The 24,836-nt window shown below is 72.3% G+C and carries 22 protein-coding genes; 20 read left to right on the top strand and 2 right to left on the bottom strand.

Going from position 1 to position 24,836, the window contains the following annotated elements; genetic code table 11:
• Positions 1–43: 43 nt before the first annotated feature.
• The 9 genes from AB0I49_RS28505 (at position 44) to obgE (ending at position 11,199) form a co-directional block, all read left to right on the top strand.
• Complete coding sequence (locus AB0I49_RS28505; RefSeq protein ID WP_363229976.1) at positions 44–1,972, top strand: TIGR03960 family B12-binding radical SAM protein; 1,929 nt, start codon at positions 44–46, stop codon at positions 1,970–1,972.
• A 254-nt stretch (positions 1,973–2,226) separates the two neighbouring features.
• A complete protein-coding gene (locus tag AB0I49_RS28500; protein WP_363229975.1) occupies positions 2,227–2,475 on the top strand; it encodes a type II toxin-antitoxin system VapB family antitoxin in 249 nt (82 codons plus the stop codon).
• Between the two features lie 41 nt (positions 2,476–2,516).
• Positions 2,517–2,876: a PIN domain nuclease gene (locus AB0I49_RS28495; protein ID WP_363229974.1), complete on the top strand. Its 360-nt coding sequence runs from the start codon at positions 2,517–2,519 to the stop codon at positions 2,874–2,876.
• A 41-nt stretch (positions 2,877–2,917) separates the two neighbouring features.
• A complete protein-coding gene (locus AB0I49_RS28490; RefSeq protein ID WP_363229973.1) occupies positions 2,918–3,451 on the top strand; it encodes a GNAT family N-acetyltransferase in 534 nt (177 codons plus the stop codon).
• Positions 3,452–3,733: 282 nt separating this feature from the next.
• Positions 3,734–4,537: a TIGR03936 family radical SAM-associated protein gene (locus tag AB0I49_RS28485; RefSeq protein WP_363229972.1), complete on the top strand. Its 804-nt coding sequence runs from the start codon at positions 3,734–3,736 to the stop codon at positions 4,535–4,537.
• 219 nt (positions 4,538–4,756) lie between these two features.
• Positions 4,757–8,656, top strand: coding sequence for an Rne/Rng family ribonuclease (locus AB0I49_RS28480; RefSeq protein WP_363229971.1), 3,900 nt, complete (start codon positions 4,757–4,759; stop codon positions 8,654–8,656).
• 387 nt (positions 8,657–9,043) lie between these two features.
• Entirely contained in the window at positions 9,044–9,364 is a 321-nt protein-coding gene (gene rplU, locus AB0I49_RS28475) for a 50S ribosomal protein L21 (RefSeq protein ID WP_030876900.1), read from the top strand.
• Positions 9,365–9,378: 14 nt separating this feature from the next.
• Positions 9,379–9,636 (top strand): 50S ribosomal protein L27, encoded by a 258-nt coding sequence (gene rpmA / locus AB0I49_RS28470; protein WP_030876897.1) that lies wholly within the window; start codon positions 9,379–9,381, stop codon positions 9,634–9,636.
• A 126-nt stretch (positions 9,637–9,762) separates the two neighbouring features.
• Positions 9,763–11,199: a GTPase ObgE gene (obgE, locus tag AB0I49_RS28465; protein WP_363229970.1), complete on the top strand. Its 1,437-nt coding sequence runs from the start codon at positions 9,763–9,765 to the stop codon at positions 11,197–11,199.
• Positions 11,200–11,324: 125 nt separating this feature from the next.
• Here the strand turns inward: obgE and AB0I49_RS28460 are convergent, their stop codons facing one another.
• Complete coding sequence (locus AB0I49_RS28460; RefSeq protein WP_363229969.1) at positions 11,325–13,409, bottom strand: hypothetical protein; 2,085 nt, start codon at positions 13,407–13,409, stop codon at positions 11,325–11,327.
• Positions 13,410–13,783: 374 nt separating this feature from the next.
• Between AB0I49_RS28460 and proB the strand changes: the two genes are divergently transcribed.
• The 5 genes from proB to AB0I49_RS28435 all read left to right on the top strand — a co-directional run bounded on the left by proB (position 13,784) and on the right by AB0I49_RS28435 (position 19,117).
• Complete coding sequence (gene proB, locus AB0I49_RS28455) at positions 13,784–14,890, top strand: glutamate 5-kinase (protein WP_363229995.1); 1,107 nt, start codon at positions 13,784–13,786, stop codon at positions 14,888–14,890.
• A gap of 268 nt (positions 14,891–15,158) precedes the next feature.
• On the top strand, positions 15,159–15,644 hold the full coding sequence (locus AB0I49_RS28450; RefSeq protein WP_363229968.1) for a hypothetical protein: 486 nt from the start codon (positions 15,159–15,161) through the stop codon (positions 15,642–15,644).
• Between the two features lie 195 nt (positions 15,645–15,839).
• Complete coding sequence (locus tag AB0I49_RS28445; RefSeq protein WP_363229967.1) at positions 15,840–17,138, top strand: glutamate-5-semialdehyde dehydrogenase; 1,299 nt, start codon at positions 15,840–15,842, stop codon at positions 17,136–17,138.
• A gap of 137 nt (positions 17,139–17,275) precedes the next feature.
• Entirely contained in the window at positions 17,276–17,878 is a 603-nt protein-coding gene (locus AB0I49_RS28440; RefSeq protein ID WP_363229966.1) for a hypothetical protein, read from the top strand.
• 141 nt (positions 17,879–18,019) lie between these two features.
• Complete coding sequence (locus tag AB0I49_RS28435; RefSeq protein ID WP_363229965.1) at positions 18,020–19,117, top strand: hypothetical protein; 1,098 nt, start codon at positions 18,020–18,022, stop codon at positions 19,115–19,117.
• 99 nt (positions 19,118–19,216) lie between these two features.
• Here AB0I49_RS28435 and AB0I49_RS28430 read toward each other — a convergent pair whose 3' ends face one another.
• A complete protein-coding gene (locus AB0I49_RS28430) occupies positions 19,217–20,350 on the bottom strand; it encodes a M48 family metallopeptidase (RefSeq protein WP_363229964.1) in 1,134 nt (377 codons plus the stop codon).
• 100 nt (positions 20,351–20,450) lie between these two features.
• Here AB0I49_RS28430 and AB0I49_RS28425 point away from each other — a divergent pair, with 100 nt between their 5' ends.
• The 6 genes from AB0I49_RS28425 (at position 20,451) to AB0I49_RS28400 (ending at position 24,782) form a co-directional block, all read left to right on the top strand.
• Positions 20,451–20,618: a hypothetical protein gene (locus AB0I49_RS28425; RefSeq protein WP_363229998.1), complete on the top strand. Its 168-nt coding sequence runs from the start codon at positions 20,451–20,453 to the stop codon at positions 20,616–20,618.
• Positions 20,619–20,819: 201 nt separating this feature from the next.
• Positions 20,820–20,984 carry a hypothetical protein gene (locus AB0I49_RS28420; protein WP_363131773.1) on the top strand — a complete coding sequence of 55 codons (165 nt, stop codon included), beginning with the start codon at positions 20,820–20,822 and terminating at the stop codon, positions 20,982–20,984.
• 44 nt (positions 20,985–21,028) lie between these two features.
• Entirely contained in the window at positions 21,029–21,640 is a 612-nt protein-coding gene (nadD, locus tag AB0I49_RS28415; protein ID WP_363229963.1) for a nicotinate-nucleotide adenylyltransferase, read from the top strand.
• Positions 21,641–21,680: 40 nt separating this feature from the next.
• Complete coding sequence (locus tag AB0I49_RS28410; protein WP_363229961.1) at positions 21,681–23,546, top strand: LCP family protein; 1,866 nt, start codon at positions 21,681–21,683, stop codon at positions 23,544–23,546.
• Between the two features lie 145 nt (positions 23,547–23,691).
• Positions 23,692–24,132 carry a ribosome silencing factor gene (gene rsfS / locus AB0I49_RS28405; RefSeq protein ID WP_363229960.1) on the top strand — a complete coding sequence of 147 codons (441 nt, stop codon included), beginning with the start codon at positions 23,692–23,694 and terminating at the stop codon, positions 24,130–24,132.
• A complete protein-coding gene (locus tag AB0I49_RS28400; protein WP_363229994.1) occupies positions 24,129–24,782 on the top strand; it encodes a histidine phosphatase family protein in 654 nt (217 codons plus the stop codon). Before rsfS ends, AB0I49_RS28400 begins: the two co-directional genes overlap by 4 nt.
• Positions 24,783–24,836 lie beyond the last annotated feature (54 nt).

Genomic DNA, 24,836 nt, shown 5'->3' with positions numbered 1-24,836 from the left:
TACGCTAGAGAGTCGCCCCCCAGTCAGCTCAGGAAAGTTCTCGATGTCTGTCGATTCGGTCTTCCCACAGCTCGAAGCTCTGCTCCCGCATGTGCAGAAGCCCATTCAGTACGTCGGCGGTGAGCTGAACTCCACCGTCAAGGACTGGGACGCCTGCGCTGTCCGCTGGGCGCTCATGTACCCCGACGCGTACGAGGTCGGGCTGCCCAACCAGGGCGTCATGATCCTCTACGAGGTGCTCAACGAGCGCCCGGACGTCCTGGCCGAGCGCACGTACAGCGTCTGGCCGGACCTTGAGGAGCTGATGCGCGAGCACAAGGTCCCGCAGTTCACGGTGGACGCGCACCGCCCTGTCGGCGCCTTCGACGTGTTCGGGCTGTCGTTCTCCACGGAACTCGGCTACACCAACATGCTCACGGCCCTGGACCTCGCGGGCATCCCGATGGAGTCCAAGGACCGTACGGTCGACCACCCCATCGTGCTGGCCGGCGGCCACGCCGCGTTCAATCCCGAGCCGATCGCGGACTTCATCGACTGCGCGGTCGTCGGCGACGGCGAGCAGGCGGTCCTGGAGATCACGGACATCATCCGGGACTGGAAGGCCGAGGGCCGCCCCGGCGGACGGGACGAGGTGCTGCTGCGCCTCGCGCGGACCGGCAGCGTGTACGTACCGCGCTTCTACGACGTCGAGTACCTGGCCGACGGTCGGATCGCGCGCGTCGTGCCGAACCGTTCGGGCGTGCCGTGGCGGGTGTCCAAGCACACCGTCATGGACCTCGACGAGTGGCCGTACCCGAAGCAGCCGCTGGTGCCGCTCGCGGAGACCGTGCACGAGCGCATGTCCGTGGAGATCTTCCGCGGCTGCACCCGGGGCTGCCGTTTCTGCCAGGCGGGCATGATCACGCGCCCGGTGCGGGAGCGGTCGATCACCGGCATCGGCGACATGGTGGACAAGGGGCTCAAGGCGACGGGCTTCGAGGAGGTCGGCCTGCTGTCGCTGTCCTCCGCGGACCACTCGGAGATCGGCGACATCGCCAAGGGGCTCGCGGACCGGTACACGGACGACAAGGTCGGCCTGTCGCTGCCGTCCACCCGCGTCGACGCCTTCAACATCGACCTCGCCAACGAGCTGACGCGCAACGGCCGCCGCTCCGGGCTGACGTTCGCGCCCGAGGGCGGCTCCGAGCGCATCCGCAAGGTCATCAACAAGATGGTCTCGGAAGAGGACCTGATTCGGACCGTCTCGACGGCGTACGGCAACGGCTGGCGCCAGGTGAAGCTGTACTTCATGTGCGGCCTGCCCACGGAGACGGACGACGACGTCCTCCAGATCGGCGACATGGCCGTCAACGTGATCGCCGAGGGCCGAAAGGTCTCGGGGCAGAACGACATCCGCTGCACGGTCTCCATCGGCGGCTTCGTGCCCAAGCCGCACACGCCGTTCCAGTGGGCCCCGCAGCTCTCCGCCGAGGAGACGGACGCCCGCCTCCAGAAGCTCCGCGACAAGATCCGCGGCGACAAGAAGTACGGCCGCTCCATCGGCTTCCGCTACCACGACGGCAAGCCCGGCATCGTCGAGGGCCTCCTCTCCCGCGGCGACCGCCGCATCGGCTCCGTCATCCGCGCGGTCTACGAGAGCGGCGGCCGGTTCGACGGCTGGCGCGAGCACTTCAGCTACGACCGCTGGATGATCGCCGCCGAGAAGACGCTCCCCGAATTCGGCGTGGACGTCGCCTGGTACACCACCCGCGAGCGCACCTACGAGGAGGTCCTCCCCTGGGACCACCTCGACTCGGGCCTCGACAAGGACTGGCTCTGGGAGGACTGGCAGGACGCCCTCGACGAGACGGAGGTCGAGGACTGCCGGTGGACTCCGTGCTTCGACTGCGGCGTGTGCCCCCAGATGGACACCGAGATCCAGATCGGCCCGACGGGCAAGAAGCTGCTGCCGCTGACGGTCGTCAACAAGTAGCGCGGACAGGCAGCCCGGACAAACAGCTCAGGCGAGACGGTGCTCCCAGCGGAGCGCCGGGCTGCCGTCGATCCAGTAGGTGTGGGACCGGGCGGTGACGCGGAGCCGCACGGCGGAGACGCCGGGGCTTCCCGCTCGCACAGCAATTCGTATTGCTGGCTGGGTGGGGGAAATGTTTCTGCATTGATGCCGGCTCGGTATCCTGAATGCGTATTCGCGGCCAATTGCGGCATCTCTTTGAGAGGGCGGCTCTTATGTCCAAGACCATGATCGATATTGACGACGAGGCTCTGGCGTTGGCGGCCGAGGTGCTGGGGACGAAGACGAAGAAGGACACCGTCAACGCGGCGCTCGCGGAAATAGGGGCACGGCTTCGGCGACAGCGGGCGTGGGCCGATCTGGTCGCCCTGGACGAAGAAGGCGCTTTCGACAAGGCGCGCGAACCTGGGTTCAAGGAGGAGGTCAGGGGGGCGTGGGGGACTGCGGAGCGGATTGCTTCCTGATCGACACCTCGGCCGCCGGGCGTATCCACAGGGCGGGCCCTATGGAGAAGTGGGCGCCCGTCCTGCGTCAGGGGCGCATCGGCATGTGTGCGCCGACGGAAGCGGAACTGCTCTTTTCGGCTCGATCCACCGATCAGTACGAGCGGATGCACGAGGGTTTCGGGGCTCTCTACGCGTGGCGGGGAGTTCCGGACGATGCTTGGGCCCGGGTGCACGAGTTGCAGAGCGGATTGGCTCGTGCGGGATGTCATCGCTCCGCCGGAATCGTCGACCTCCTCGTCGCCGTGACGGCCCTGCACCACCGCCTCACGCTGCTGCACTACGACCGTGACTTCGAGACCGTCGCCAAGCACACGGGGCTCAGGACCCAGTGGCTCGCGGAGCCCGGGACCGTCGGCTGATCTTTACGGGCGGCTTGCGGAGGCCCGTGCAGAATGGCCCGATGCCGCAGCTCATCGCTCCTACCGCCCGCGTCCACGCCTCCTTCCTCGCCGCCATGGACGAGTTCCGTGCCGAGGGGCACGGGAGTGCGGCGCGGAAGTCGACCATGGCTCGGGAGATTCGGGAGTACCACGGGCGGTGGGACGATCCCGCGGTGTTCGCCGGGTATATACGGATGTTGGCGGACGGTATGGCGGGCGAGTCCCAGGGGCGGGGGGCCGTGACCACGCTCTGGTATGTGGACGGGGACGAATACCTCGGGCGACTCTCCGTACGGCATCGGCTCACGCCCGCGCTGCTCGAACTCGGCGGGCACATCGGTTATGGCGTACGGCCCTCCGCGCGGCGCCGCGGGCACGCCACCGGGATGCTGCGGGCCTCGCTGCCCGTCGTCCATTCGCTCGGCATCGATCCGGTGCTCGTCACCTGTGACGTCGGCAACACCGCCTCCCGCCGGGTGATCGAGGCGTGCGGCGGCGAGCTGGAGGACGAGCGCGGGGGCAAGCTGCGGTACTGGATCGCCACGGCCGGGTGACCCGGCGCGGGCCCGGAGCGGGCTCGGAGCAGGCCGGGGCTGTATCACCTGGCAGGGGCCGCCGGGGAGCGGCGCGGCGTGGGGCACGTACCCTGGGAACAACGTCCGGGCGCGACTGTTGTCCCCGCCCACGCGGGGGCGATCCGGACAGGACGGCGCTCGAACGTGCGCCATCCGGGACGGTCCCCGCCGACGCTGGGACGGCGTCCAGTAGCGCCCCCGCACCAAGGAGAAGTAACACTGGGCAAGCGACAGCCCGAAGGCCCGCCGCCCGCACCCGCGGTGCAGCGCATCCGCCTGCGCTACACCAAGCGCGGCCGCCTCCGGTTCACCAGCCACCGTGACTTCCAGCGCGCCTTCGAGCGGGCGCTGCGCCGCGCCGAGGTGCCCATGGCGTACTCGGCGGGATTCACCCCGCACCCCAAGGTGTCGTACGCGAACGCCGCTCCCACCGGTACGGGCAGCGAGGCCGAGTACCTGGAGATCCAGCTCACCGCCGCGCGCGACCCCGAGAAGCTGCGCGCACTGCTGGACGAGTCGATGCCCGCCGGGCTCGACATCACCGACGCGGTGGAGGCGCACACCTCGTCGTTCGCCGACCGGTTGCAGGCGTCCGTATGGGAGCTGCGGCTCGACGGCGTACGGGCCGAGGACGCCGAACGGGCCGTCGCGGCCTTTCTGGCGGCGGAGACCGTGGAGGTCGAGCGCCGTACGAAAAACGGGTTGCGGACCTTCGACGCGCGTGCCGCCGTCGTCCGCCTCGAAGCACTCGCGGCCCCGGTCGATAGGCCCGACCTCACTGCCTGTGCGATACTGCGGCTGGTTGTTCGGCATTTGACACCTGCCGTTCGACCCGACGACGTCCTGTCCGGTCTCCGCGCCACGGCCGACCTGGCGCCGCCGGTCCCCGCTGCGGTGACCAGGCTGGCGCAGGGGCTGCTCGATGAGGAGTCCGGCACGGTGACCGACCCGCTCGCGCCCGACCGCGACGCTGCCACGGCCGCCCCACCCACGGCCGCCGGGCTGAGTGCCGCGAAGGCGACGGCCGGGGACTCCCCGCCGAAGGCCGGGGAAGGTTCCGCGTAGGACGGCCGTCGACGCGCCGCCGATCCACCAGGGAGCCACCCCGGTCCGGCAGGCGCACTGACCAGGAGACTTTCGCCGGTGCCGACAACTCGGACCCGGCGAGCGAGACGACAGCTCCCGTGCGGCGCCCGCGCCCCGGAGGCGGAACCGCGGACATCACGCGGGCCGCAGACCGGACACAGACGCGGCGCCCGGGAGCGTGACGGGAGAACCGCCCGCATGTTCGAGCCGATCGAACCCAATGAAGCGGCGCGCTACAGCGCCGCCGGGGACAACACAGACGACACCCCCAGCGACACCCTGCCGCCGCGCCGCCGGCGCCGCGCGGCATCCCGGCCGGCGGGTCCGCCGGTCGCAGCCACCGGCGACGCCGTCGCGGCGGCCGTCACCACCACCACTTCCACCACTCTCGATGCCGCCGAGGACGCCCCGGCCGCCGAGCCGGTCGCCGAGGCGCCGGCCGACACCGCCCCCGCGCGTCCGCGCCGCCGCGCCACCCGCAAGGCGACCGCCCCGGCGGGAGCGCCCCGTACGGGTACGGATGACGAGGCGGCGGCCGTCGCCGACGCCGTCGTGCCCAGCGCCCCGGTCGCGGAGACGCCGGCCGAGGTGAGTGGAGACGCCAAGCCCGCCCGTACGCGGCGGCGTGCCACCCGCAAGGCGGTCGCCCCCGAGGGCGCGCCCCAGACGGACGCCGCTCAGACGGACGACGCCGCTCAGACGGACGCGGCCCAGTCGGGTGAGGCTGCCGCCGAGCCGGTCGCCGAGGAGTCCAAGCCCGCTCGTACGCGCCGCCGCGCCACCCGCAAGGCCGCCGCCCCGGTCGCCGAGCCCGTGGCCGAAGAGCCCGCCGTCGCCGAGGAGCCCGTGGCGGACGACGAGGCCGAGGACGAGGAAGCCGTCGCCGAGGAGGCCGCGGCCCCCGAGCCCGTCGCCCCCGAGGAGCCGAAGAAGCCCGCTCGTACGCGCCGCCGCGCGGCCCGCTCCGAGAGCGCGCCGGAAGCCCGTGAGCAGGGTGCTGAGAGCGCCGCGCCCGCCGCCGAGGAGACGCCCGCCGCGCCCGCCGAGGACACCTCGCGCGCCCGCAGCCGCCGCCGCGCCGTCCGTCCGCCGTCCGCCGTCTTCCAGGCGCCGGTGTTCACCGAGCCGATGTTCCAGACGCCGGAGAGCGCCGCGGCCGCGGCCGCCGCCTCCGTGGAGGCGGAGCAGGACGAGCCCGAGACGGCGGACGAGGCCCCCGCCGAGCAGCGGCAGTCCGGCGGCCGTCGCCGTCGCCGCCGTCGCGGTGAGGCCGCCGAGAACGAGCAGGACGCCGCCCCCGCGCCCGCCGCCCCCGCCGAGGAGAGCGCCGCCCCGGCAGCGGAGAGCGCCGACGCCGACGCGGAGCAGGCCGACGACTCCGAGGACGCCGCGCACGGCGACGACGAGTCGGGCGACCGCCCCTCGCGCCGCCGTCGCCGCGGCGGCCGCCGCCGTCGCCGTGGCGAGGCCGCGGACTCCGACGACGAGCAGGAGCAGGAGAGCGAGCAGTCCGACGCCGAGCCGGAGTCCGGGCGGGACGCCGAGTCCGCCGAGGACGAGGCCGACGACGACGAGCAGAACGGTTCGGGCTCCGCGAGCAGCCGGCGCCGCCGCCGTCGTCGGCGCCGCAGCGGTGACGGCCAGGACGCCGAGGGGGGCGGCGACGACCCGGAGCGTACGGTCGTCAAGGTCCGCGAGCCCCGCAAGAAGGACGCCGAGCGCGAGCCCGGCACCGGCTTCGACGAGGTCCAGTCCATCAAGGGCTCGACCCGTATGGAGGCCAAGAAGCAGCGCCGCCGTGAAGGGCGCGAGCAGGGCCGCCGCCGGGTGCCGATCATCACGGAGGCCGAGTTCCTGGCCCGCCGCGAGGCCGTCGAGCGCGTGATGGTGGTGCGCCAGAGCGGTGAGCGCACCCAGATCGGCGTGCTGGAGGACAACGTCCTCGTCGAGCACTTCGTCAACAAGGAGCAGGCCACCAGCTACGTCGGCAACGTCTACCTGGGCAAGGTCCAGAACGTGCTGCCGTCCATGGAGGCCGCCTTCGTCGACATCGGCAAGGGCCGCAACGCCGTCCTGTACGCCGGTGAGGTCAACTTTGAGGCGCTCGGGATGGCCAACGGCCCCCGGCGCATCGAGACCGCCCTGAAGTCCGGCCAGTCCGTGCTGGTCCAGGTCACCAAGGACCCGATCGGCCACAAGGGCGCCCGGCTCACCAGCCAGGTCTCGCTGCCGGGCCGCTACCTCGTGTACGTGCCCGAGGGCTCGATGACCGGCATCAGCCGCAAGCTCCCGGACACCGAGCGGTCGCGGCTCAAGCAGATCCTCAAGAAGATCGTCCCCGAGGACGCGGGCGTCATCGTCCGCACCGCCGCCGAGGGCGCGAGCGAGGACGAGCTGCGCCGGGACGTGGAGCGCCTCCAGGCGCAGTGGGAGGAGATCCAGAAGAAAGCGAAGGGCGGCGGCTCCAACGCCCCGACCCTGCTCTACGGCGAGCCGGACATGACCGTCCGCGTCGTCCGCGACATCTTCAACGAGGACTTCTCCAAGGTCATCGTGAGCGGCGCCGACGCCTGGGAGACGATCCACGGATACGTCGCGCACGTCGCCCCCGACCTCACCGACCGGCTGCAGAAGTGGACGTCGGACGTCGACGTCTTCGCCACGTACCGGATCGACGAGCAGCTGATGAAGGCGCTGGACCGCAAGGTCTGGCTGCCGAGCGGCGGTTCGCTCGTCATCGACCGGACCGAGGCGATGATTGTCGTCGACGTCAACACCGGGAAGTTCACCGGCCAGGGTGGCAACCTGGAGGAGACGGTCACCAGGAACAACCTGGAGGCGGCCGAGGAGATCGTGCGCCAGCTGCGGCTGCGCGACCTCGGCGGCATCATCGTGATCGACTTCATCGACATGGTGCTGGAGTCCAACCGCGACCTCGTGCTGCGGCGGCTGCTGGAGTGCCTGGGCCGGGACCGCACCAAGCACCAGGTGGCCGAGGTCACCTCGCTGGGCCTGGTCCAGATGACCCGCAAGCGGGTCGGGCAGGGCCTGCTGGAGTCGTTCTCCGAGCCGTGCGTGCACTGCAACGGCCGCGGCGTGATCGTCCACATGGACCAGCCGACCGCCGCCGGCGGCGGCGGGGGCGGCAAGCGCGGCAAGAAGAAGGGCAAGTCCGCGGGCGGCGGCCAGCAGCATGACCATGACCACGAGCACGGCCACGAGCAGCCGCTCGCGGACGAGCCGGCGGCCGTGGCCGACGAGGAGTCCCAGCCCGAGCTGGAGCCCGTGGCGGTGACCGAGGCCGAGCTGCGGCCCGCGGTCGAGGCGGACGACGAGTGGTTCGGCAGCCCTGCCGAGGCGCAGGCGGCCGCCGAGTCGCGCGGACGCGGCGGCCGGGGACGCCGCCGGGCGACCCGCAAGGCGACCGCTCCGGCGGGCTCGCCGAAGGCCGAGACCGAGGCCGGGACCGGCGCCGGTGCCGACGCCGAGACCGCGGCGGCGGCCACGGTGGTCGTGCCGGCCGAGCCGGAGCCGGTCGCCGAGGCCGAGCCGGTGGCCGAGGCCCCGGCCGTCGAGCCCGAGGCGGTCGTCGAGACGGCTCCCGAGCCCGTCGCCGAGCCGAAGCCGGTACGTACGCGCCGCCGCGCGACCCGCAAGGTGACCGCCCCGGCGGGCTCCCCGACGGGCGCCGAGGACGCCGCCGTGGTCGTCGTCAGCGCGCCCGCGGAGCAGCCGAAGGCCGAGCCGCAGGCGGAGCAGTCGAAGCAGCCGGAGCAGTCGGAGCCGGAGGCCCCGGCGGCTGAGCCCGCGGTCGCCGAGACGCCGGCCGAGGAGTCGCCCGCCGACTCCGAAGAGGCGGCCCCGGCCAAGAAGGCGGTCCGTAAGAAGGCCGCTACGGCGAAGAAGACGACCACGGCCAAGAAGGCGCCCGCCAAGAAGACGGCCGCCAAGAAGACCGCGGCGAAGAAGACGACGACGGCCAAGAAGACGGCCGCCAAGAAGACGACGGCGAAGAAGACCACGGCCAAGAAGACGACGAAGAAGGCCGCGGCGGCGGAGCAGCCGCAGTCCTCCGTGTCGGCTTCCGCCGAGGACTGAGCCGCAGGCACGGTCGTCAGCGCCGGGAACCGATCGTCTCGGTGACCCGCGCAAGGGGCCGGTACGCATCCGTGCGTACCGGCCCCGGCCCGTACCGGGGGCGCGCGGGCGAGCCCGTACGAGCCCGGACCGTACGCCCGTACGGGCAGGGGTGCGGGCAGTCCGTACCGGCCGCCGCCCGTACCCGCGCGGGACCGGTTTGACCCCGTGGTCAAGGGCCCCGTACCCTGGACCGTCGGCGTGTGCAACGCGCCAAACCCCTGAGCACATCCCTTCCGGCCCCGCCGGTAGAGGCCGCTCGTCCATTCGGATCCCACGGACCGTTCGCGGACCGTGTGAGCGGCTGGCATCAGAGGTCCCGTTTACTAGCGAGAGAGTGAGATCCGCGTGTACGCAATCGTGCGTAGCGGCGGCCGCCAGCACAAGGTTGCTGTTGGTGACGTCCTTGAGGTCGACAAGATTTCCACCGGCAAGGTTGGCGACGCGGTCGAGCTCTCGACGCTGCTCGTCGTCGACGGCGACGCGGTCACCAGCGACCCGTGGGTGCTGGCCGGCGTCAAGGTCCAGGCCGAGATCGTGGACCACCACAAGGGTGCCAAGATCGACATCCTGAAGTACAAGAACAAGACCGGCTACCGCAAGCGGATCGGTCACCGCCAGCAGTACACGGCGATCAAGATCACCGGCATCGACGCGGCTGCTAAGTAAGGGACTGAGGAGACATGGCACACAAGAAGGGCGCATCGTCCACTCGGAACGGTCGCGACTCCAACGCCCAGCGGCTCGGCGTCAAGCGCTTCGGCGGCCAGGCCGTCAACGCCGGCGAGATCCTGGTCCGCCAGCGCGGCACCCACTTCCACCCGGGCTCGGGCGTCGGTCGCGGCGGCGACGACACCCTGTTCGCGCTGGCCGCCGGTGCGGTGCAGTTCGGCACCCACCGTGGTCGCAAGGTCGTGAACATCGTCCCGATCGCTGAGTAATCAGCTTTCGGCACGACCCAGCACCTTTTCCGAGGGCGGACCAGGCTTTCCCGGCGACGGGAAGCGGGTCCGCCCTCGGCGTGTTAGTACAGAGAACAATCCCGTCCTTATCTGGAGGCAACCGTCATGACCACCTTCGTGGACCGCGTCGAGCTGCATGTCGCCGCGGGTAACGGGGGCCACGGCTGCGCCTCCGTGCACCGTGAGAAGTTCAAGCCGCTCGGCGGCCCGGACGGCGGCAACGGCGGACGGGGCGGCGATGTGATCCTGGTCGTCGACCAGTCGGTCACCACCCTCCTGGACTACCACCACAGCCCGCACCGCAAGGCCACCAACGGCAAGCCCGGCGAGGGCGGCAACCGCTCCGGCAAGGACGGCGGCGACCTGGTCCTGCCGGTGCCGGACGGCACCGTCGTGCTCGACAAGAAGGGCGAGGTCCTCGCCGACCTGGTCGGCGAGGGCACCACCTTCGTCGCCGCGCAGGGCGGCCGCGGCGGCCTCGGCAACGCCGCGCTGGCCTCGGCCCGCCGCAAGGCCCCCGGCTTCGCGCTGCTCGGCGAGCCGGGCAGCGCCGGCGACGTGGTCCTGGAGCTCAAGACCGTCGCGGACGTCGCGCTCGTCGGCTTCCCCAGCGCCGGGAAGTCCTCGCTGATCTCGGTGCTCTCGGCCGCCAAGCCGAAGATCGCCGACTACCCCTTCACCACCCTGGTGCCCAACCTCGGCGTGGTGACGGCCGGTTCGACCGTCTACACCATCGCCGACGTGCCCGGCCTCATCCCCGGCGCCAGCCAGGGCAAGGGCCTCGGCCTGGAGTTCCTGCGGCACGTCGAGCGCTGCTCGGTGCTCGTGCACGTACTGGACACGGCGACGCTGGAGTCCGAGCGCGACCCGCTCTCCGACCTCGACCAGATCGAGGCGGAGCTGGCGGAGTACGGCGGGCTGGAGGACCGGCCGCGGCTCGTCGTCCTCAACAAGGTCGACATCCCCGACGGCAAGGACCTCGCCGACATCATCCGGCCCGAGCTGGAGGCCCGCGGCTACCAGATCTTCGAGGTGTCGGCCGTGTCCCGGCTGGGCCTGAAGGAGCTGTCCTTCGCGCTCGCGGGCATCGTGGCCGAGGCGCGCGCCGCCAAGCCCAAGGAGGAGGCGACCCGCATCGTCATCCGCCCGAAGGCCGTGGACGACGCGGGCTTCACGGTCGTGGCGGACGAGGACGGCATCTACCGGGTGCGCGGCGAGAAGCCCGAGCGCTGGGTGCGCCAGACCGACTTCAACAACGACGAGGCCGTCGGCTACCTCGCCGACCGGCTCAACCGCCTCGGCGTCGAGGACGCCCTCCTGGAGGCGGGCGCCCGCGCGGGCGACGGCGTCGCGATCGGCAGCGACGAGGACTCGGTCGTCTTCGACTGGGAGCCGACCATGGCCGCCGGCGCGGAGATGCTCGGCCGCCGCGGCGAGGACCACCGCATGGAGGCCCCGCGGCCGGCCGCGCAGCGCCGCCGGGACCGCGCCGACGCGCGGGACGAGGCGGAGCAGGAGTTCGACGAGTTCAAGCCCTTCTGAGCCCCTCCGAGCGCCTCTGAGACCTCTGGGCCCTTTGGCGCGGGCGTACGGGCATGTAGGAGACGGACATAAGCGAAGGCCCCGGGAGGATCGTCCTCCCGGGGCCTTCCGCGGTTACGGGCCGCTCACACCGACGCGCGCGTCTCCGGCGCGTCGTCCGTGGCCGGGCCCAGCTCGTCCGCCGCCGGGTCCATGTCGCGGGGCGAGGGGACGTCTCCGGCGGCGCGGGCCGCCATCCGGGCGCGGCGCTCGTCGGCCTTGCCGCACAGGGCGAGCGCGGCGGCGTTGAAGCGGGTCAGCGAGGGCGGGTCGGAGGGGCCCAGCAGCTCCACCTTCAGCTCGGCGCGGGCCGTGGCGAGGCGGTCCTTGCCCGGGTCGCGCACGGCCTCCAGGAGCGCCGGTACGCCCTCGGCCTGCGGGGTGAGGATGGTGGCCGCGCTGACGGTCGGGAAGCCCGCGACGAACTCGTCCTCCGGCATGCCGCTGGTGTTGGCCACCGCGTACGGCTTCTCGCTGCTCAGGTAGTCCGAGACGACGCTGGACACGTCGCTGATGAGCAGGTCGGACTGGTTGAAGCAGGTGTAGAGGGCGGGCCGCGCGTCGGTGATGACCTGGTGCTCCCAGGCCGGCAGCGAGGCCCAGTAGGCGGCCTCCCAGGCGGCGGTGGCCGCCTCCACGGTCGCGGCGCGGCCGGGTTCGGGGGTGCCCTGGAGCATCATGCGCTCCACTTCGTCGGCGCTCTCCCGGAAGGTGCTGGTGGTCAGCCGGTCCAGCTCGGCGGTGCGGCGGGCCAGTTCGGCGGCGGCCTCGGGGCCGGGGCGGGCGCCGGAGCGCTTGGCGGCGGCCTCGCGGACCATCGCCATGATGCGCTCGTTGGCGCGGCCGGCCCGCGGGTCGACGGAGCCGGTCATCGGGTGCGGCTTGTAGAGCAGGCGGACCTTGGGGTCGGCGAGGAGCTCCCGGACGATGTTCTCGCCCGCGAGGATCACCGAGGTGTTGCCGGGGTTGCCGTCCCAGCCCTCCCAGGTCGGCGCGTACAGCACGGTGGTGAACTCGCCCTCGGGCGCGCCCGCGTACGGCTGGATGGGGGCCAGCTGCGGGCGGCCGACCTCGACGACGTCCTTGTCCTCGACGCCGATGTCGGCGAGCTGGTAGCGCTCGCGGGCGGCGGGGCCGGCGACCCAGACCTCGTCGTATGCCTTCGAGTACGGGTTGCAGCTGGAGAGCTTGTCGCTCTCGCCGTGGTTGGTGAACGCGTGCTTGATCGAGGGCATGCGCAGCACCTGCGAGGTCTTACCGGAGTTGGCCGGGTGCAGCATCATCTTGATCGACGATTCCTCCAGGGCCATCAGGTGGACGACCTTGGGGATGCAGATGATGGGCACGTCGGTGGCCTCGATCTTCTGCACCATGAACCGCTCGCGGAGCACGATGACCGGGTTGCCGTCCAGCTCGGCGAGGGTGGAGAGCCACATGTTCGCCTGGTACGCGGAGGAGGTGCCGCCGGAGAAGTACATGCCGACGGTGGGCTGGTACGCGGCCAGCCACTTGTCCAGCCAGGCCAGCGCCTGCTGTTCGACGGCGATGCGCTTCTTGGGCAGCAGCCAGGTGGCGAGGTAGGCCGTGCCGCCGATGGCGAGGACCAGGGCGACGCCGAGGCCGATCTCGCCCCACAGGGCGTTGCCGGTGGCGGCGGTGGTGAGCAGGCCGACGCTGGCCGGCGCGGTGAAGCGCAGCAGCCGGCGGCCCTGCTGACGGGCCAGCAGGCGCGGCGGGGCGGCGGACAGGTGGAGTCCGGACGCGTCGATGTTGCGGGTCAGGAACGGCAGCGTGCGGGCCCGGCGGACCGCCACCGCGGCGGCCTGGCACGCGAAGTGCGCGCAGTAGAAGAGCAGCAGGCCGATGAAGAGCGGCGCGTGCTCGTGCGTGGGGTCGATGTTGTGGACGCGCAGCAGCCCGACCATGATCAGCATGTCGCGCAGCAGCTGCCGGACCGTCACATCGAGGCGGATCCGGCTCAGCAGCGAGAGCAGGCCGGGATCGCGGTGCTGCAGGACGAGGTCGAGCGCGAGCCCCGCTGCCGAGGCGGCGACGAAGAGCGGCACATTGGGCAGCAGCGCGCCGATGAGCTGGGCGGCGAAGAACACGAGCATCGCGAGCAGCGCCGCGAGCGCTGCGGCTCGGCGGGAGGCTGTTCCGGCAGAAGGCACTGGGCGGGCTCCTGGCAGCAAGGACTGGAGGGTTGAGGATGACCGGTTGTGGGAAGGGTCGACCACTGACCGTATGTCGAGCGTTGGCCCGGTAGCAATCTGCCGTGATGTGAATCACCCTAAAAAGGACTATTCACCTGCGCTCTGAGGGATATCCTCCGCCCTCCCGCCTCCGCCCCCGTGCCTCCTCCCTCGCGCCACGCCCTTCGTGACCGCCGGCCCCGTCCGGAGACCGAAACGCCCCGGCGCGTCCGCCGCCGCCTGCCGTAGATTTACGCATCGGACAAGACGAGCCGGACAAGACAAGCCGGACAAGCAGGCACGGCATCGGCGAGCACAGGGGTTGTACGCGCGTGACACAGGCGAGACAGGACGTGACGGACGCCCGCAGGGTCGTGGTCAAGGTGGGCTCCTCCTCGCTCACCACCGCGGCGGGCGGGCTCGACGCCGACCGGGTCGACGCGCTCGTCGACGCCCTCGCCAAGGTCCGCGGGCCGCGGCCCAGGGAGATAGTCCTGGTCTCCTCCGGTGCCATCGCCGCCGGCCTCGCGCCGCTCGGCCTCGACCGGCGCCCCCGCGACCTCGCCCGCCAGCAGGCCGCCGCCAGCGTCGGCCAGGGCCTGCTCATCGCCCGCTACACGGCCTCCTTCGCGCGCTACGGCCGCCGCGTCGGCCAGGTGCTGCTGACCTCCGACGACACCAGCCGCCGGGCCCACTACCGCAACGCCTGCCGGACCCTGGACCAGCTGCTGGCCATGGGGACCGTGCCGATCGTCAACGAGAACGACACCGTCGCGACGGACGAGATCCGCTTCGGCGACAACGACCGCCTCGCCGCGCTCGTCGCCCACCTCGTCCGGGCCGACCTGCTGATCCTCCTCTCCGACGTCGACGGCCTCTACGACGGCGACCCCAGCACCCCCGGCACCGCCCGGATCGCGGAGGTCGCCGGCCCCGCGGACCTCGAGGGCGTCGCCATCGGCAGCGCGGGCAAGGCCGGGGTGGGCACCGGCGGCATGGTCACCAAGGTCGAGGCCGCCCGGATCGCCGCCGCCGCGGGCATCCCGGTCGTCCTGACCTCCGCCGGCCAGGCCGCCGACGCGCTGGCCGGGCGGCCCACCGGCACGTACTTCCACCGCACCGGACGGCGCTCCGCCGACCGCCTGCTGTGGCTCGCGCACGCCTCCGCGCCGCGCGGCGCGCTCACGCTGGACGACGGCGCCGTACGGGCCGTGCTGGAGCGGCACGGCTCGCTGCTGCCCGCCGGGATCGAGGCGGTCGAGGGGGAGTTCTCGGCGGGGGACCCGGTCGAGCTGCGGGACGGCGCCGGGCGCGCGGTGGCGCGCGGCCTCGTCAATTTCGACGCCAAGGAGATCCCTCAGCTGATCGGCCGCTCCACCAGGGACCTGGCGCGCGAGCTCGGACCGGCGTACGAGCGCGAGGTCGTGCACCGCGACGATCTGGTCGTGCTGAGCCGCTGAGCGCCTGGGCAGCTGAGCGCCTCAGCGGGATGTGAGCCGCCTATCGGCGCCGGGCGCGCGGGGGAGAAGTCCGGCCCTCCACCAGTCTTTGTACGGACACCTTCGGCAAAACCGCCACGCGGCCGCCCCCGGACTGGTCAACTTTGAAGAACGGGGCCGCCCAGGGCAGCGGCCCGTCCGCAAGGGACATGCTGCGAGCAGCAGCGGGAAACAGCACGGAACGGCTCCGCCGCACGCGCGCGGAGCAGCGATCAACAGGAGGCCGCCGGTGAGACGAGGGCGCTCGGGCGCGCTGCCCCGAGGGACGGCGGAGCGCGCACTGACCAGCGTCGGGACAGGCGAGGAGATACAGGCGCCGGGTGGGGGCGGCGCCACGGAGACCAGGTCCGAACCGCAGCCCCGGGGCGCCGAGGAATCGCGGCTGTGGCACGTCACGCTCAGCGTCTCGGGCGCCGAGGCGCCCCTGAAGGAGGTTCGGCGGGCGCTCGAACAGCTCGCGCACGACCACCCCTTTCTGCTGACCAGCCGCTATGCCAACGACCACGCCGAGATCCGCTACTGGGAAGAGGCCAGGGACCTCCACGACGCGGCGGCGGTCGCGCTCCGGCTCTGGGGTGAACACCGCTCGACGGCCCGGCTCCCGCCGTGGGAGATCGTCGGCCTGGAGGTCATCGACCGCGAGACCTACCACCAGCGCATCGCGGAGGGCTACGGACCGCCGCCCGCCTCCCCGGTGGGCGTGCACCCCTTCTGAGGGCGGGCGTGCGCCCCTTCCGAGGGGAGCGGGGGCCCGGCGCGGGTCGTACGGGCCGCGCCGGGCCCCCGCCGCGTACGCTCCCCGGCCGGCCGGCCGCCCCGCGCTCGCGGCCGTGGCGCGATCGCCGTCTCGCGGAGCGGGATATGCGCCATAAGGGGTGGGGCCGGGCCGCGCGCTCAGTAGGCTGCCGTCATGAGCAGTGTCTTCCCCTCGCCCCTGGCCGACCCGATGCCGCAGTCCCCGGTGCTGCGCGCCGCCTACCGCGCCCGCGCCGCGGCCGCCGACCTCGCGCCACTGCCGCGGTCGGTCAAGGACGAGGCGCTGCTGGCCATGGCCGACGCCCTGGAGGTCCGTACGAAGGACGTCGTCGCGGCCAACGCGGAGGACGTCGAGCGCGCGCGGGCCGCCGGCACCGCCGAGTCCGTCGTCGACCGGCTGACCCTGACCCCCGAGCGGGTCCGCGCCATCGCCAAGGACGTACGGGACGTGGTGGCCCTGCCCGACCCGGTCGGCGAGGTGGTGCGCGGCTCCACGCTGCCGGGCGGCATCGACCTGCGCCAGGTCCGGGTCCCGCTCGGCGTCGTCGGGATCATCTACGAGGCCCGCCCGAACGTGACCGTGGACGCCGCGGCCCTCTGCCTCAAGTCCGGCAACGCGGTGCTGCTGCGCGGCTCGTCCTCCGCGTCCGCCTCCAACGCCGCCCTCGTGAAGGTCCTGCGCGACGCCGTCGGCGGCTCCGGGCTGCCCGCGGACGCCGTGCAGCTGGTGCCGGGGGAGAGCCGGGAGTCCGTACGGGAGCTGATGCGCGCCCGCGGCATGGTGGACGTGCTGATCCCGCGCGGCGGGGCCTCGCTGATCCGCACGGTCGTCGAGGAGTCCACGGTCCCGGTCATCGAGACCGGCACTGGCAACTGCCATGTGTACGTGGACGCCGAGGCCGACCTCGACATGGCCGTCGACATCCTCGTCAACTCCAAGGCGCAGCGCCCGAGCGTCTGCAACGCCGCCGAGACGCTGCTCGTGCACCAGGACATCGCCGCCGCGTTCCTGCCGCGCGCGCTGGCCGCGCTGGCCGAGGCCGGCGTCACCGTGCACGGCGACGAGCGGGTGCTGGAGCTGGCCGAGGGGTCCCCGGCGACGGTGGTCGAGGCGACCTTCGAGGACTGGGAGACCGAGTACCTCTCGTACGACATCGCCGCCGCCGTCGTGGAGTCGCTGGACGCGGCCGTCCACCACATCCGGCTCTGGTCCTCCGGCCACACCGAGGCGATCGTCACCTCCTCGCAGTCCGCCGCCCGCCGCTTCACCCGGCTCGTGGACTCGGCGGCGGTCGCGGTCAACGCCTCCACCCGCTTCACGGACGGCGGCCAGTTCGGCTTCGGCGCGGAGATCGGCATCTCGACGCAGAAGCTGCACGCGCGCGGGCCGATGGGGCTGCCGGAACTGACGTCGACGAAGTACATCGTGACCGGGGACGGGCACACGCGCTGAGGTTCGAGGGGCCGGAGGGCCGGGGGTTCGCGGTCGTACGCGCGGCCTCGGGCCCCCGGCTCCGGACCCGCTTCCCCGCGTCTGCCAATCGCCGTACTCCCTGCCCAAATCGGCGTCCGCGGGGCTACGCTGGAGACGTGCCGGACGACGCGGGGGGCAGGCCGTTCCCGGACGGCGAAGAGCCCGAAAGCCAGGAACACGGCCATGGGGACGCGGTAGACCCGTTCGCCTCCGTGGTACTCGACGAGGATTTCGTACGGTCCGCCACGATCCACGAGCCGACCGCGGCCGAGCGGATGCTCGCGGCGGCCCAGTCCCGGCGCGCTCTTTCCGCGCCCGCCGACGAGGACGCGTACGACGAGGCGCACGACGACGGACGCGGCGGATTCCGACCCGGCGCGGGCCATGGCGCGGGCGCCCGCGATCTCGACCCGGACGACGCCTACGGCCCGTACGGACGCTACGGCAGCCTCCGCCGCCCCTACCGCGGCCACGCCCGCTGGCACCGGCCGGTGGCCTGGGCGCTCGCCGTGCTGATGGGCATCGGCGTGGTCGCCCTCGCCTTCACCGCCGTCTTCCGCGGCGCCTCCTCCAGCAGCCGGCAGGGCCCGGTGGCCCCGCCTGCCACCAGCGGGGTGGACAGCCCCGCCGGCCCCGCCAAGGAGTACTCGGACCCGCTGCCGTCGGTCTCCGCGGAATCCGAACCGCCGGTGGCCTCGGCCGCCCCGCGCCACCCCTGAGCGGCGTACGCGCGGCCCGCGCCGTTCCCGAATGGGGTGCGTCCGGCCTGCTCCGACGCGTCCGCGCCCGCCTCGGTTTTCGTCCGAACTTGTCGCGTACCAGGGCGTTTACCTGAGCGTCCGCAGACCTACTCTTGAAGTATGGCCGGGCCTGGAGAGCCACCTGAGGGGACTCCCGAAGGTGTCCCCGGAAGCAGCGACGACGAGTACGGTTCCGTCGCCTTCGACGAGTCGTTCGTACGTGCTGCCCGGCTCCAGGAGTTCTCCGCCCGGGAGCGGATGCGCGACCACGCCCAGGCGGTGCGCAACCGCTCGCACTGGGCCCGCATCGGGGCCCCGCGCCAAGTGCTCGTCCTGGTGCTGCTGATCGCCCTCGCCTTCGGAACGGCCGTCTATATGGGCGTACGCCACCCCTACAAGGAGACGCCGCCGCCCGCCGCCGACCCGCTGCGCACCACGCTCATCCCGCTCGCGCCCACCGGCACGGTCGTCGGCTCCTCCGCGCGCGACCTCTTCGACCACAGCCCCGCCGCGCAGTTCGGCGAGGGCTCGGAGGGCGTGACGCTGCCCGCCGCCCGCAAGACCCAGCACTTCTCCGAGAGCCAGGTGCTGGCCGCGCTCGCCGCGGCCAAGGAGTACGTCGTCAAGTCCTCCCTCGACCCCGGCGTGCTCACCGGCGGCGACACCCGGACCACGCGCGTACTGCTCGACCCGTCGCAGCTCGCCCAGTACGACCAGAGCCTCGCCCACCCGCAGGACGACGGGCGGCACGCGGCCACCGGCTGGCTGGTCCGCTTCGACCCGTCGAAGGTCGCCCTCGCGAACGCGCCCGTACGGGTCCGGGGCACGCTCTCCGTGACGGAGTCGGCGGGCGCGCTGGAGGTCACCGCCGACCACACCTTCGTCTACCCGCTGCGCCCGGCGCGGGCCGGGCACGGGCCGTCGGCCGGGGCGGACGAGGTCTCGCTCTTCACCGTCCGGCGCGAGATGCGCTTCCGCTTCGACCGGGACGACCTGCGCGACCACCACATCGAGGTGGCGCAGGCCAATGTGCAGGCCGGGCCCGAGTCCTGCGCGGCGGACGCGGCCGGGTATCTGCGGCCGCTGCTGGCGGGGGAGCGGGCGAAGGACGAGGGCCCGGCCGGTACGGATCCGTACGCGACCGGGCGGGCCACGGCGTCGCTGTGCGGCGTGCTGGCGGCCAGTGCCCTGCCGACCCCGTCGGGCCGCCGCCGATAGCCGCCTCGGCCGCCCCTCCGGGCCACTGCCGGCGGCCTGGGCGTACGCCTCTCCTGAGCTGTGGCCAGCGGCCTGGCGGGCGGACTCCCCGGGCCGTCGTCAGCCCGCTGCGGGCCCCTTCGGGGCGTCGTCGCCGCCCGGCGGGTCCTCGGAGCCGTTCCCGGGCGCGTCCCCGGTGTTCCGCCCCGCCGACGCCGGGCCCCGGCCGGTGAAGGTGTCCCGGAGCCTGCCGCCCAGGTCGCCCGCGCCGCCCGCGATGTCCCGTACGAGCCCCATCAGCGGGTCCTTGCTGGACCGCACCGATTCGGCGTAGTGCGTCGCGGACTCCTTGAAGGAGTCGGTCACCGAGGTGTCCTTGTCCTCGTCGCGGCGCGGGTAGTGGCCGTCCATGATCCGCTGGTAGTCGCGGCTCTCGGCCCACCGCTTGAGCTCGGCGGCCCGTACGGTCGTGAACGGGTGGCTGCGCGGCAGCACGTTCATGATCTTGAGCACGGAGTCCCGCATATCGCCGCCCGACTCGTACTCCTCGGCCTGCGCGAGAAACGCGTCCACGTTCATCTCGTGCAGATGGTTGCCGCCCGCGATCTTCATCAGTCCGCGCATCGACGCCCGCAGATCCTGCCCGACCAGCAGTCCGGCCCGGTCCGCCGACAGCTCCGACTTGCGGAACCACTCGCGCAGCGCCGTGACGATCGCCATGATCGCGATATTGCCCAGCGGTATCCAGGCGACCTTGAGTGCGAAGTTGGTGAGAAACAGCAGGATGGTGCGGTAGACGGAGTGCCCGGACAGCGCGTGGCCCACCTCGTGGCCCACCACCGCCCGCATCTCCTCCTCGTCGAGCAGCTCGACGAGCCCGGTGGTGACCACGATGATCGGCTCGTCCAGGCCGATGCACATGGCGTTGGGCTGCGGGTCCTGGGTGACGTACATCGGCGGGACCTTCTCCAGGTCCAGGATGTAGCAGGCGTCCCGCAGCATGGTGTTGAGGTGCTGGAACTGCTGGTCGCCGACGCGCACCGAGTCGGAGAGGAACAGCAGCCGCAGGCTGCGCTCCGGGAGCAGTCCGCTCAGCGCCTTGAAGACGGTGTCGAAACCGCTCAGCTTGCGCAGCGCTACCAGCGCCGACCGGTCCGCCGGATGTTCGTACGCGCGCGAGGAGATTCCGGGGAACCGCTTCCGTTCCCGGCTGGGCGCCTGCTCGTGTCCCCCGCCGCTGTCACTGTCGCTCATGGTGACCCCCTTCACTGGGCTGATCAGGCCGATCCGAACCCGTCCCCCGCTATTCGGACCCCAGCCTAGATGTTGACAACGGGCTGGCTACCGTGGAGCCATGCCCGACATGAATGCCCTGACCGGCTGCCCCGGCTTCACGGAACTGCTCGCCGTCTCCAGAGACGGGGGGCCCGGCATGCTGATGCCCACGGTCGTCCTCGTCTCGGTCGTCGGCATCGCCCTCCTCACCTGGTTCCTGCTGCGCGGGTACGGCAACAAGGACTGACCGGCCCGGCGAGGCCAGGCCCGGCGGGGCCTGCCCCCGACGGCTCCTGTGCGCTGCGTACTGGCCCGACGCCTGTGCGCGCCTTGTGCACGCGCCTGACTAGGACGGACGCGCGGAGTCGCCGTGAGGTTGCCAGTCGCTGCCGCATACGATGTGTCAGAAGTCTCTGCCCGATCCCATCCCGGATAGGTCCTGCCGAAGATGACCGCATTCAGCACCGCCCACACCGCCCTGGTCACGCTCGCCGCCGAGGGCGAGCACGTGGACACCCACGAGAGCATCAGCCCCTTCATGACGGGCGGCGCGGCCCTCGTCATCCTGCTGCTCCTGCTGTGGGGCGTCACCCGTTTCAACCGCGACCGCTGAACCGACGTCCCGGTGCGCGGCCGGGCCCAGTAGGGTCTGCACGCATGGGAGAGCAGACAGAGCCCGCGAAGCGGCGACTCGGCGTGATGGGCGGGACCTTCGACCCGATCCACCACGGCCACTTGGTCGCCGCGAGCGAGGTGGCCTCGCAGTTCCACCTGGACGAGGTGGTCTTCGTGCCGACCGGGCAGCCGTGGCAGAAGAGCCACAAGAAGGTGTCCCAGGCCGAGGACCGCTATCTGATGACGGTCATCGCCACCGCGTCCAACCCGCAGTTCTCGGTCAGCCGCATCGACATCGACCGCGGCGGCCCCACCTACACCACCGATACGCTGCGGGACCTGCGCGCCGAGCACGGTGACGCGGACCTCTTCTTCATCACCGGGGCCGACGCGCTCTCGCAGATCCTCACCTGGCGGGACACCGAGGAGCTGTTCTCGCTGGCCCACTTCATCGGCGTGACGCGGCCCGGCCACGTACTGGCCAACCCGGGGCTCCCGGAGGACGGCGTCTCCCTCGTCGAGGTGCCCGCGCTGGCGATCTCCTCGTCCGGCTGCCGGACGCGCGTCGCACAGGGCGACCCGGTCTGGTATCTGGTGCCGGACGGTGTGGTCCGCTACATCGACAAGCGCAAGCTGTACCGGCAAGACGGCTGAATCCGGCAGACACCGGCAGACACCGGTTGAAGGGGCTCTGGTGAACGACCGACAGGACCCGTACGCACAGGAACCACATGTGTACGGCTACGACGCCTATGGGCAGCCGGTGTACCAGCCGAACGACCCGCAGCGGGTGTACGACCAGTACGGGCAGCCGCTCCAGCAGCAGGGGCAGCACGGCCAGCAGGGGCAGCAGCACGGGCAGTCGAGCCAGCACGGCCAGTACGGGCAGCACGGCCAGCACGGCCAGTACGGGCAGTCGATTCCGCAGCAGCAGCCGTACCAGGACCAGCAGCAGTACGACCCGTACGGCGCCGGGGCGCAGCAGGGGTACGGCTACGACCCGTACGCGCAGCAGTCCTACGAGCCGCAGCAGCTGTACCCGCAGCACCAGCAGTCCGCCCAGCAGCCCCATGACCAGCAGCACCAGCCGCAGTATCAGCAGTCCGCGCAGGGACAGTCGCAACAGCTCCACCAGCCTCAGCAGGCTCAGCAGCAGGTCCAGCAGCAGGAGTGGATCCCGCAGCAGGCCGCGGCCCCGCACGACGAGAAGCGTGCCGGAGCCCCGGCCGAGGGCGTCTCGGAGCGGGCCGGGACGTCCGACCGCGCGGACACGGCGGATGCGGCGGACAAGGCAGCCGGCGGCGAGGAGTACCGGACCGAGCAGTTCTCGTTCATCGAGGAGCCGGACGAGGACTCCGAGGACGTCATCGACTGGCTCAAGTTCAGCGAGAGCCGCACCGAGCGCCGCGACGAGCGCAAGCGCCAGGGCCGCAACCGCGTCGTCGTGCTCATAGTCGTCCTCGCGCTCGTCGTGGCCGGCGGCGTCGGCTACCTCTGGTACGCGGGGATGCTGCCCGGCACGGGCGGCGACTCCAAGGGCGCGGCGGCCTCCGGGGGCGCGCAGAAGCGCGACGTGATCGTCGTGCATCTGCGGGAGACCAAGGGCGGCGGCAGCTCCACCGCCCTGCTGGTCGACAACGAGACCACCCACCGGGGCACCACGGTCCTGCTGCCGAACACGCTCGCCGTCACCACGGACGGCGGCGGCGCCACCACGCTCGGCAAGTCGGTGCAGGACGGCGGCACCGGGGGCACCCGCGACGCCCTGAACACGCTGCTCGGCGCGGACATCAAGGGCAGCTGGCGGCTGGACACGCCGTATCTGGAGAACCTCGTCGAGCTGGTCGGCGGCATCACGCTCGACGCGGACGCCACCATTCCAGGCGCGAAGAAGGACGACAGCCCACGGGTCAAGCAGGGCAAGGACCAGGGGCTGAACGGCCAGGCGGCCGTCGCGTACGCCACCTACCGCGCCCCCGGAGAGGCGCAGGCCAAGCAGCTCGCGCGATTCGGCCAGGTCATGCAGGCGGTCCTGAAGAAGGTCTCCACGGACACCGGCTCGGCCGTGAACACGGTCGAGTCGCTCGCCCAGATCCCCGACCCCTCGCTCTCCGAGAAGCAGCTCGGGGCCTCCCTGTCGCACCTCGCCGCGCTGGTCAAGAAGGGCTCGTACGACACCGAGCTGCTGCCCGTGCAGGGCGACGGAACGCTCAGCCAGAAGGCCACCGACTCGGTGGTCAAGGACGTGCTCGGCGGCACGGTGAAGAAGACCGCCTCGGACGCGCCGCCGCGGGTGAGCGTGAAGAACGCCACGGGGAAGAAGACCGCCGCCGGCGCGGCCCAGATCTCCCTCGTCAACGGCGGCTACACCGTCGTCGACGGCGGCACGCAGAGCGGCGGGCAGGGCGCGTCGAAGGTGACGTACTCCGACGAGAAGCGGGCGGCGCAGGCCAAGGAGATCGCCAAGACGCTCGGCCTGCCGGCCGGGGCCGTGGCCAAGGGCGACGGCGCGCCGAACGCGGACGTCACGGTGGTCCTCGGGAGCGACTACAAGGGGTGACGGCGGCCCCGCGGCGCGCCGCGCTCCCCGGCCCGCGGCGGCTCGCGACCGCACGGGCCGGGGCGCGGACGCGCGCGGCGGCGGGGTGGTCGGCGGAGCGTGAGACCCTTGACGGGTACCTGATTCCCGATCGAAAGCTTGGCCAGTGACCGCCACGGACCGCTCCATCGAGCTCATCAAGGCCGCCGCACAGGCGGCCGCCGACAAGCTCGCGCACGACATCATCGCGTACGACGTCAGCGACGTACTGTCGATCACCGATGCCTTCCTGCTGGCCTCGGCGCCCAACGACCGCCAGGTCAAGTCGATCGTCGACGAGATCGAGGAGCGGCTGAACAAGGAGCTCGGCGCCAAGCCGGTGCGCCGCGAGGGCGACCGCGAGGCCCGCTGGGTGCTCCTCGACTACGTCGACATCGTCGTGCACGTACAGCACAGCGAGGAGCGCGTCTTCTACGCCCTCGAGCGGCTGTGGAAGGACTGCCCCCAGCTCGAACTGCCCGCCGACGCCGTCGCGACCGCCGGCAAGGCCGAGGAGCACGCCAAGACGCTCGCGGCGGAGGGCGACCTGGACGGTGAGCTGAGCTGAACGGCACCAAGGGCGGCCGGGGCCGCCGTATCGTCCTGTGGCGGCACGGCCAGACCCTGTGGAACCTGGAGCGCCGCTTCCAGGGCACCACGGACATCGAGCTGACCGAGACCGGCGTCGAGCAGGCCCGCCGGTCCGCCCGGCTGCTGGCCGCGCTGGGCCCGGACGCGATCGTCGCCTCCGACCTTCGGCGGGCCGCCGCGACGGCGGCGGAGCTGACCGCCGTCACCGGCCTGGAGGTCACCCACGACGCGCGGCTGCGGGAGACCTACGCCGGCGAGTGGCAGGGGCTCACGCACGAGGAGATCCTCGCCCGCTTCGGCGAGCAGTACACCGCGTGGAAGCGCGGCGAGGCGGTGCGGCGCGGCGGCGGCGAGCTGGAGACCGAGGTGGCCGAGCGGGCCGCGCCGGTCGTGCTCGACCACGCCGAGAAGCTGCCGGACGGCGGCACTCTCGTCGTCGTCAGCCACGGCGGCACCATCCGCACCACCATCGGCCGTCTCCTCGGCCTGGACCCGTACACCTGGGAGTCGCTCGGCGGCCTCTCGAACTGCTGCTGGTCCGTCCTGGGCGAGGGCGCGCGCGGCTGGCGGCTCCAGGAGCACAACGCCGGGACGCTCCCCGAGCCGGTGCTCGGCGACGACGACTGAGCGGCCGCCGGGCCCGGATTTCACATCCGGGCAGGTCGCAGGCTAAAGTTCATC

Origin of the sequence: Streptomyces sp. NPDC050617 (genome assembly GCF_040654795.1) — a bacterium.
GTDB lineage: Bacteria > Actinomycetota > Actinomycetes > Streptomycetales > Streptomycetaceae > Streptomyces.
This window is presented reverse-complemented; position numbering and strand designations above follow the sequence as displayed.

Coding starts and splice junctions, on each gene's coding strand:
- AB0I49_RS28505 (WP_363229976.1), top strand. CDS start 44: ATGTCTGTCGATTCGGTCTTCCCACAGCTCGAAGCTCTGCTCCCGCAT.
- AB0I49_RS28500 (WP_363229975.1), top strand. CDS start 2,227: ATGTCCAAGACCATGATCGATATTGACGACGAGGCTCTGGCGTTGGCG.
- AB0I49_RS28495 (WP_363229974.1), top strand. CDS start 2,517: ATGGAGAAGTGGGCGCCCGTCCTGCGTCAGGGGCGCATCGGCATGTGT.
- AB0I49_RS28490 (WP_363229973.1), top strand. CDS start 2,918: ATGCCGCAGCTCATCGCTCCTACCGCCCGCGTCCACGCCTCCTTCCTC.
- AB0I49_RS28480 (WP_363229971.1), top strand. CDS start 4,757: ATGTTCGAGCCGATCGAACCCAATGAAGCGGCGCGCTACAGCGCCGCC.
- rpmA (WP_030876897.1), top strand. CDS start 9,379: ATGGCACACAAGAAGGGCGCATCGTCCACTCGGAACGGTCGCGACTCC.
- obgE (WP_363229970.1), top strand. CDS start 9,763: ATGACCACCTTCGTGGACCGCGTCGAGCTGCATGTCGCCGCGGGTAAC.
- AB0I49_RS28445 (WP_363229967.1), top strand. CDS start 15,840: ATGAGCAGTGTCTTCCCCTCGCCCCTGGCCGACCCGATGCCGCAGTCC.
- AB0I49_RS28435 (WP_363229965.1), top strand. CDS start 18,020: ATGGCCGGGCCTGGAGAGCCACCTGAGGGGACTCCCGAAGGTGTCCCC.
- AB0I49_RS28430 (WP_363229964.1), bottom strand. CDS start 20,350: ATGAGCGACAGTGACAGCGGCGGGGGACACGAGCAGGCGCCCAGCCGG.
- AB0I49_RS28425 (WP_363229998.1), top strand. CDS start 20,451: ATGCCCGACATGAATGCCCTGACCGGCTGCCCCGGCTTCACGGAACTG.
- AB0I49_RS28420 (WP_363131773.1), top strand. CDS start 20,820: ATGACCGCATTCAGCACCGCCCACACCGCCCTGGTCACGCTCGCCGCC.
- nadD (WP_363229963.1), top strand. CDS start 21,029: ATGGGAGAGCAGACAGAGCCCGCGAAGCGGCGACTCGGCGTGATGGGC.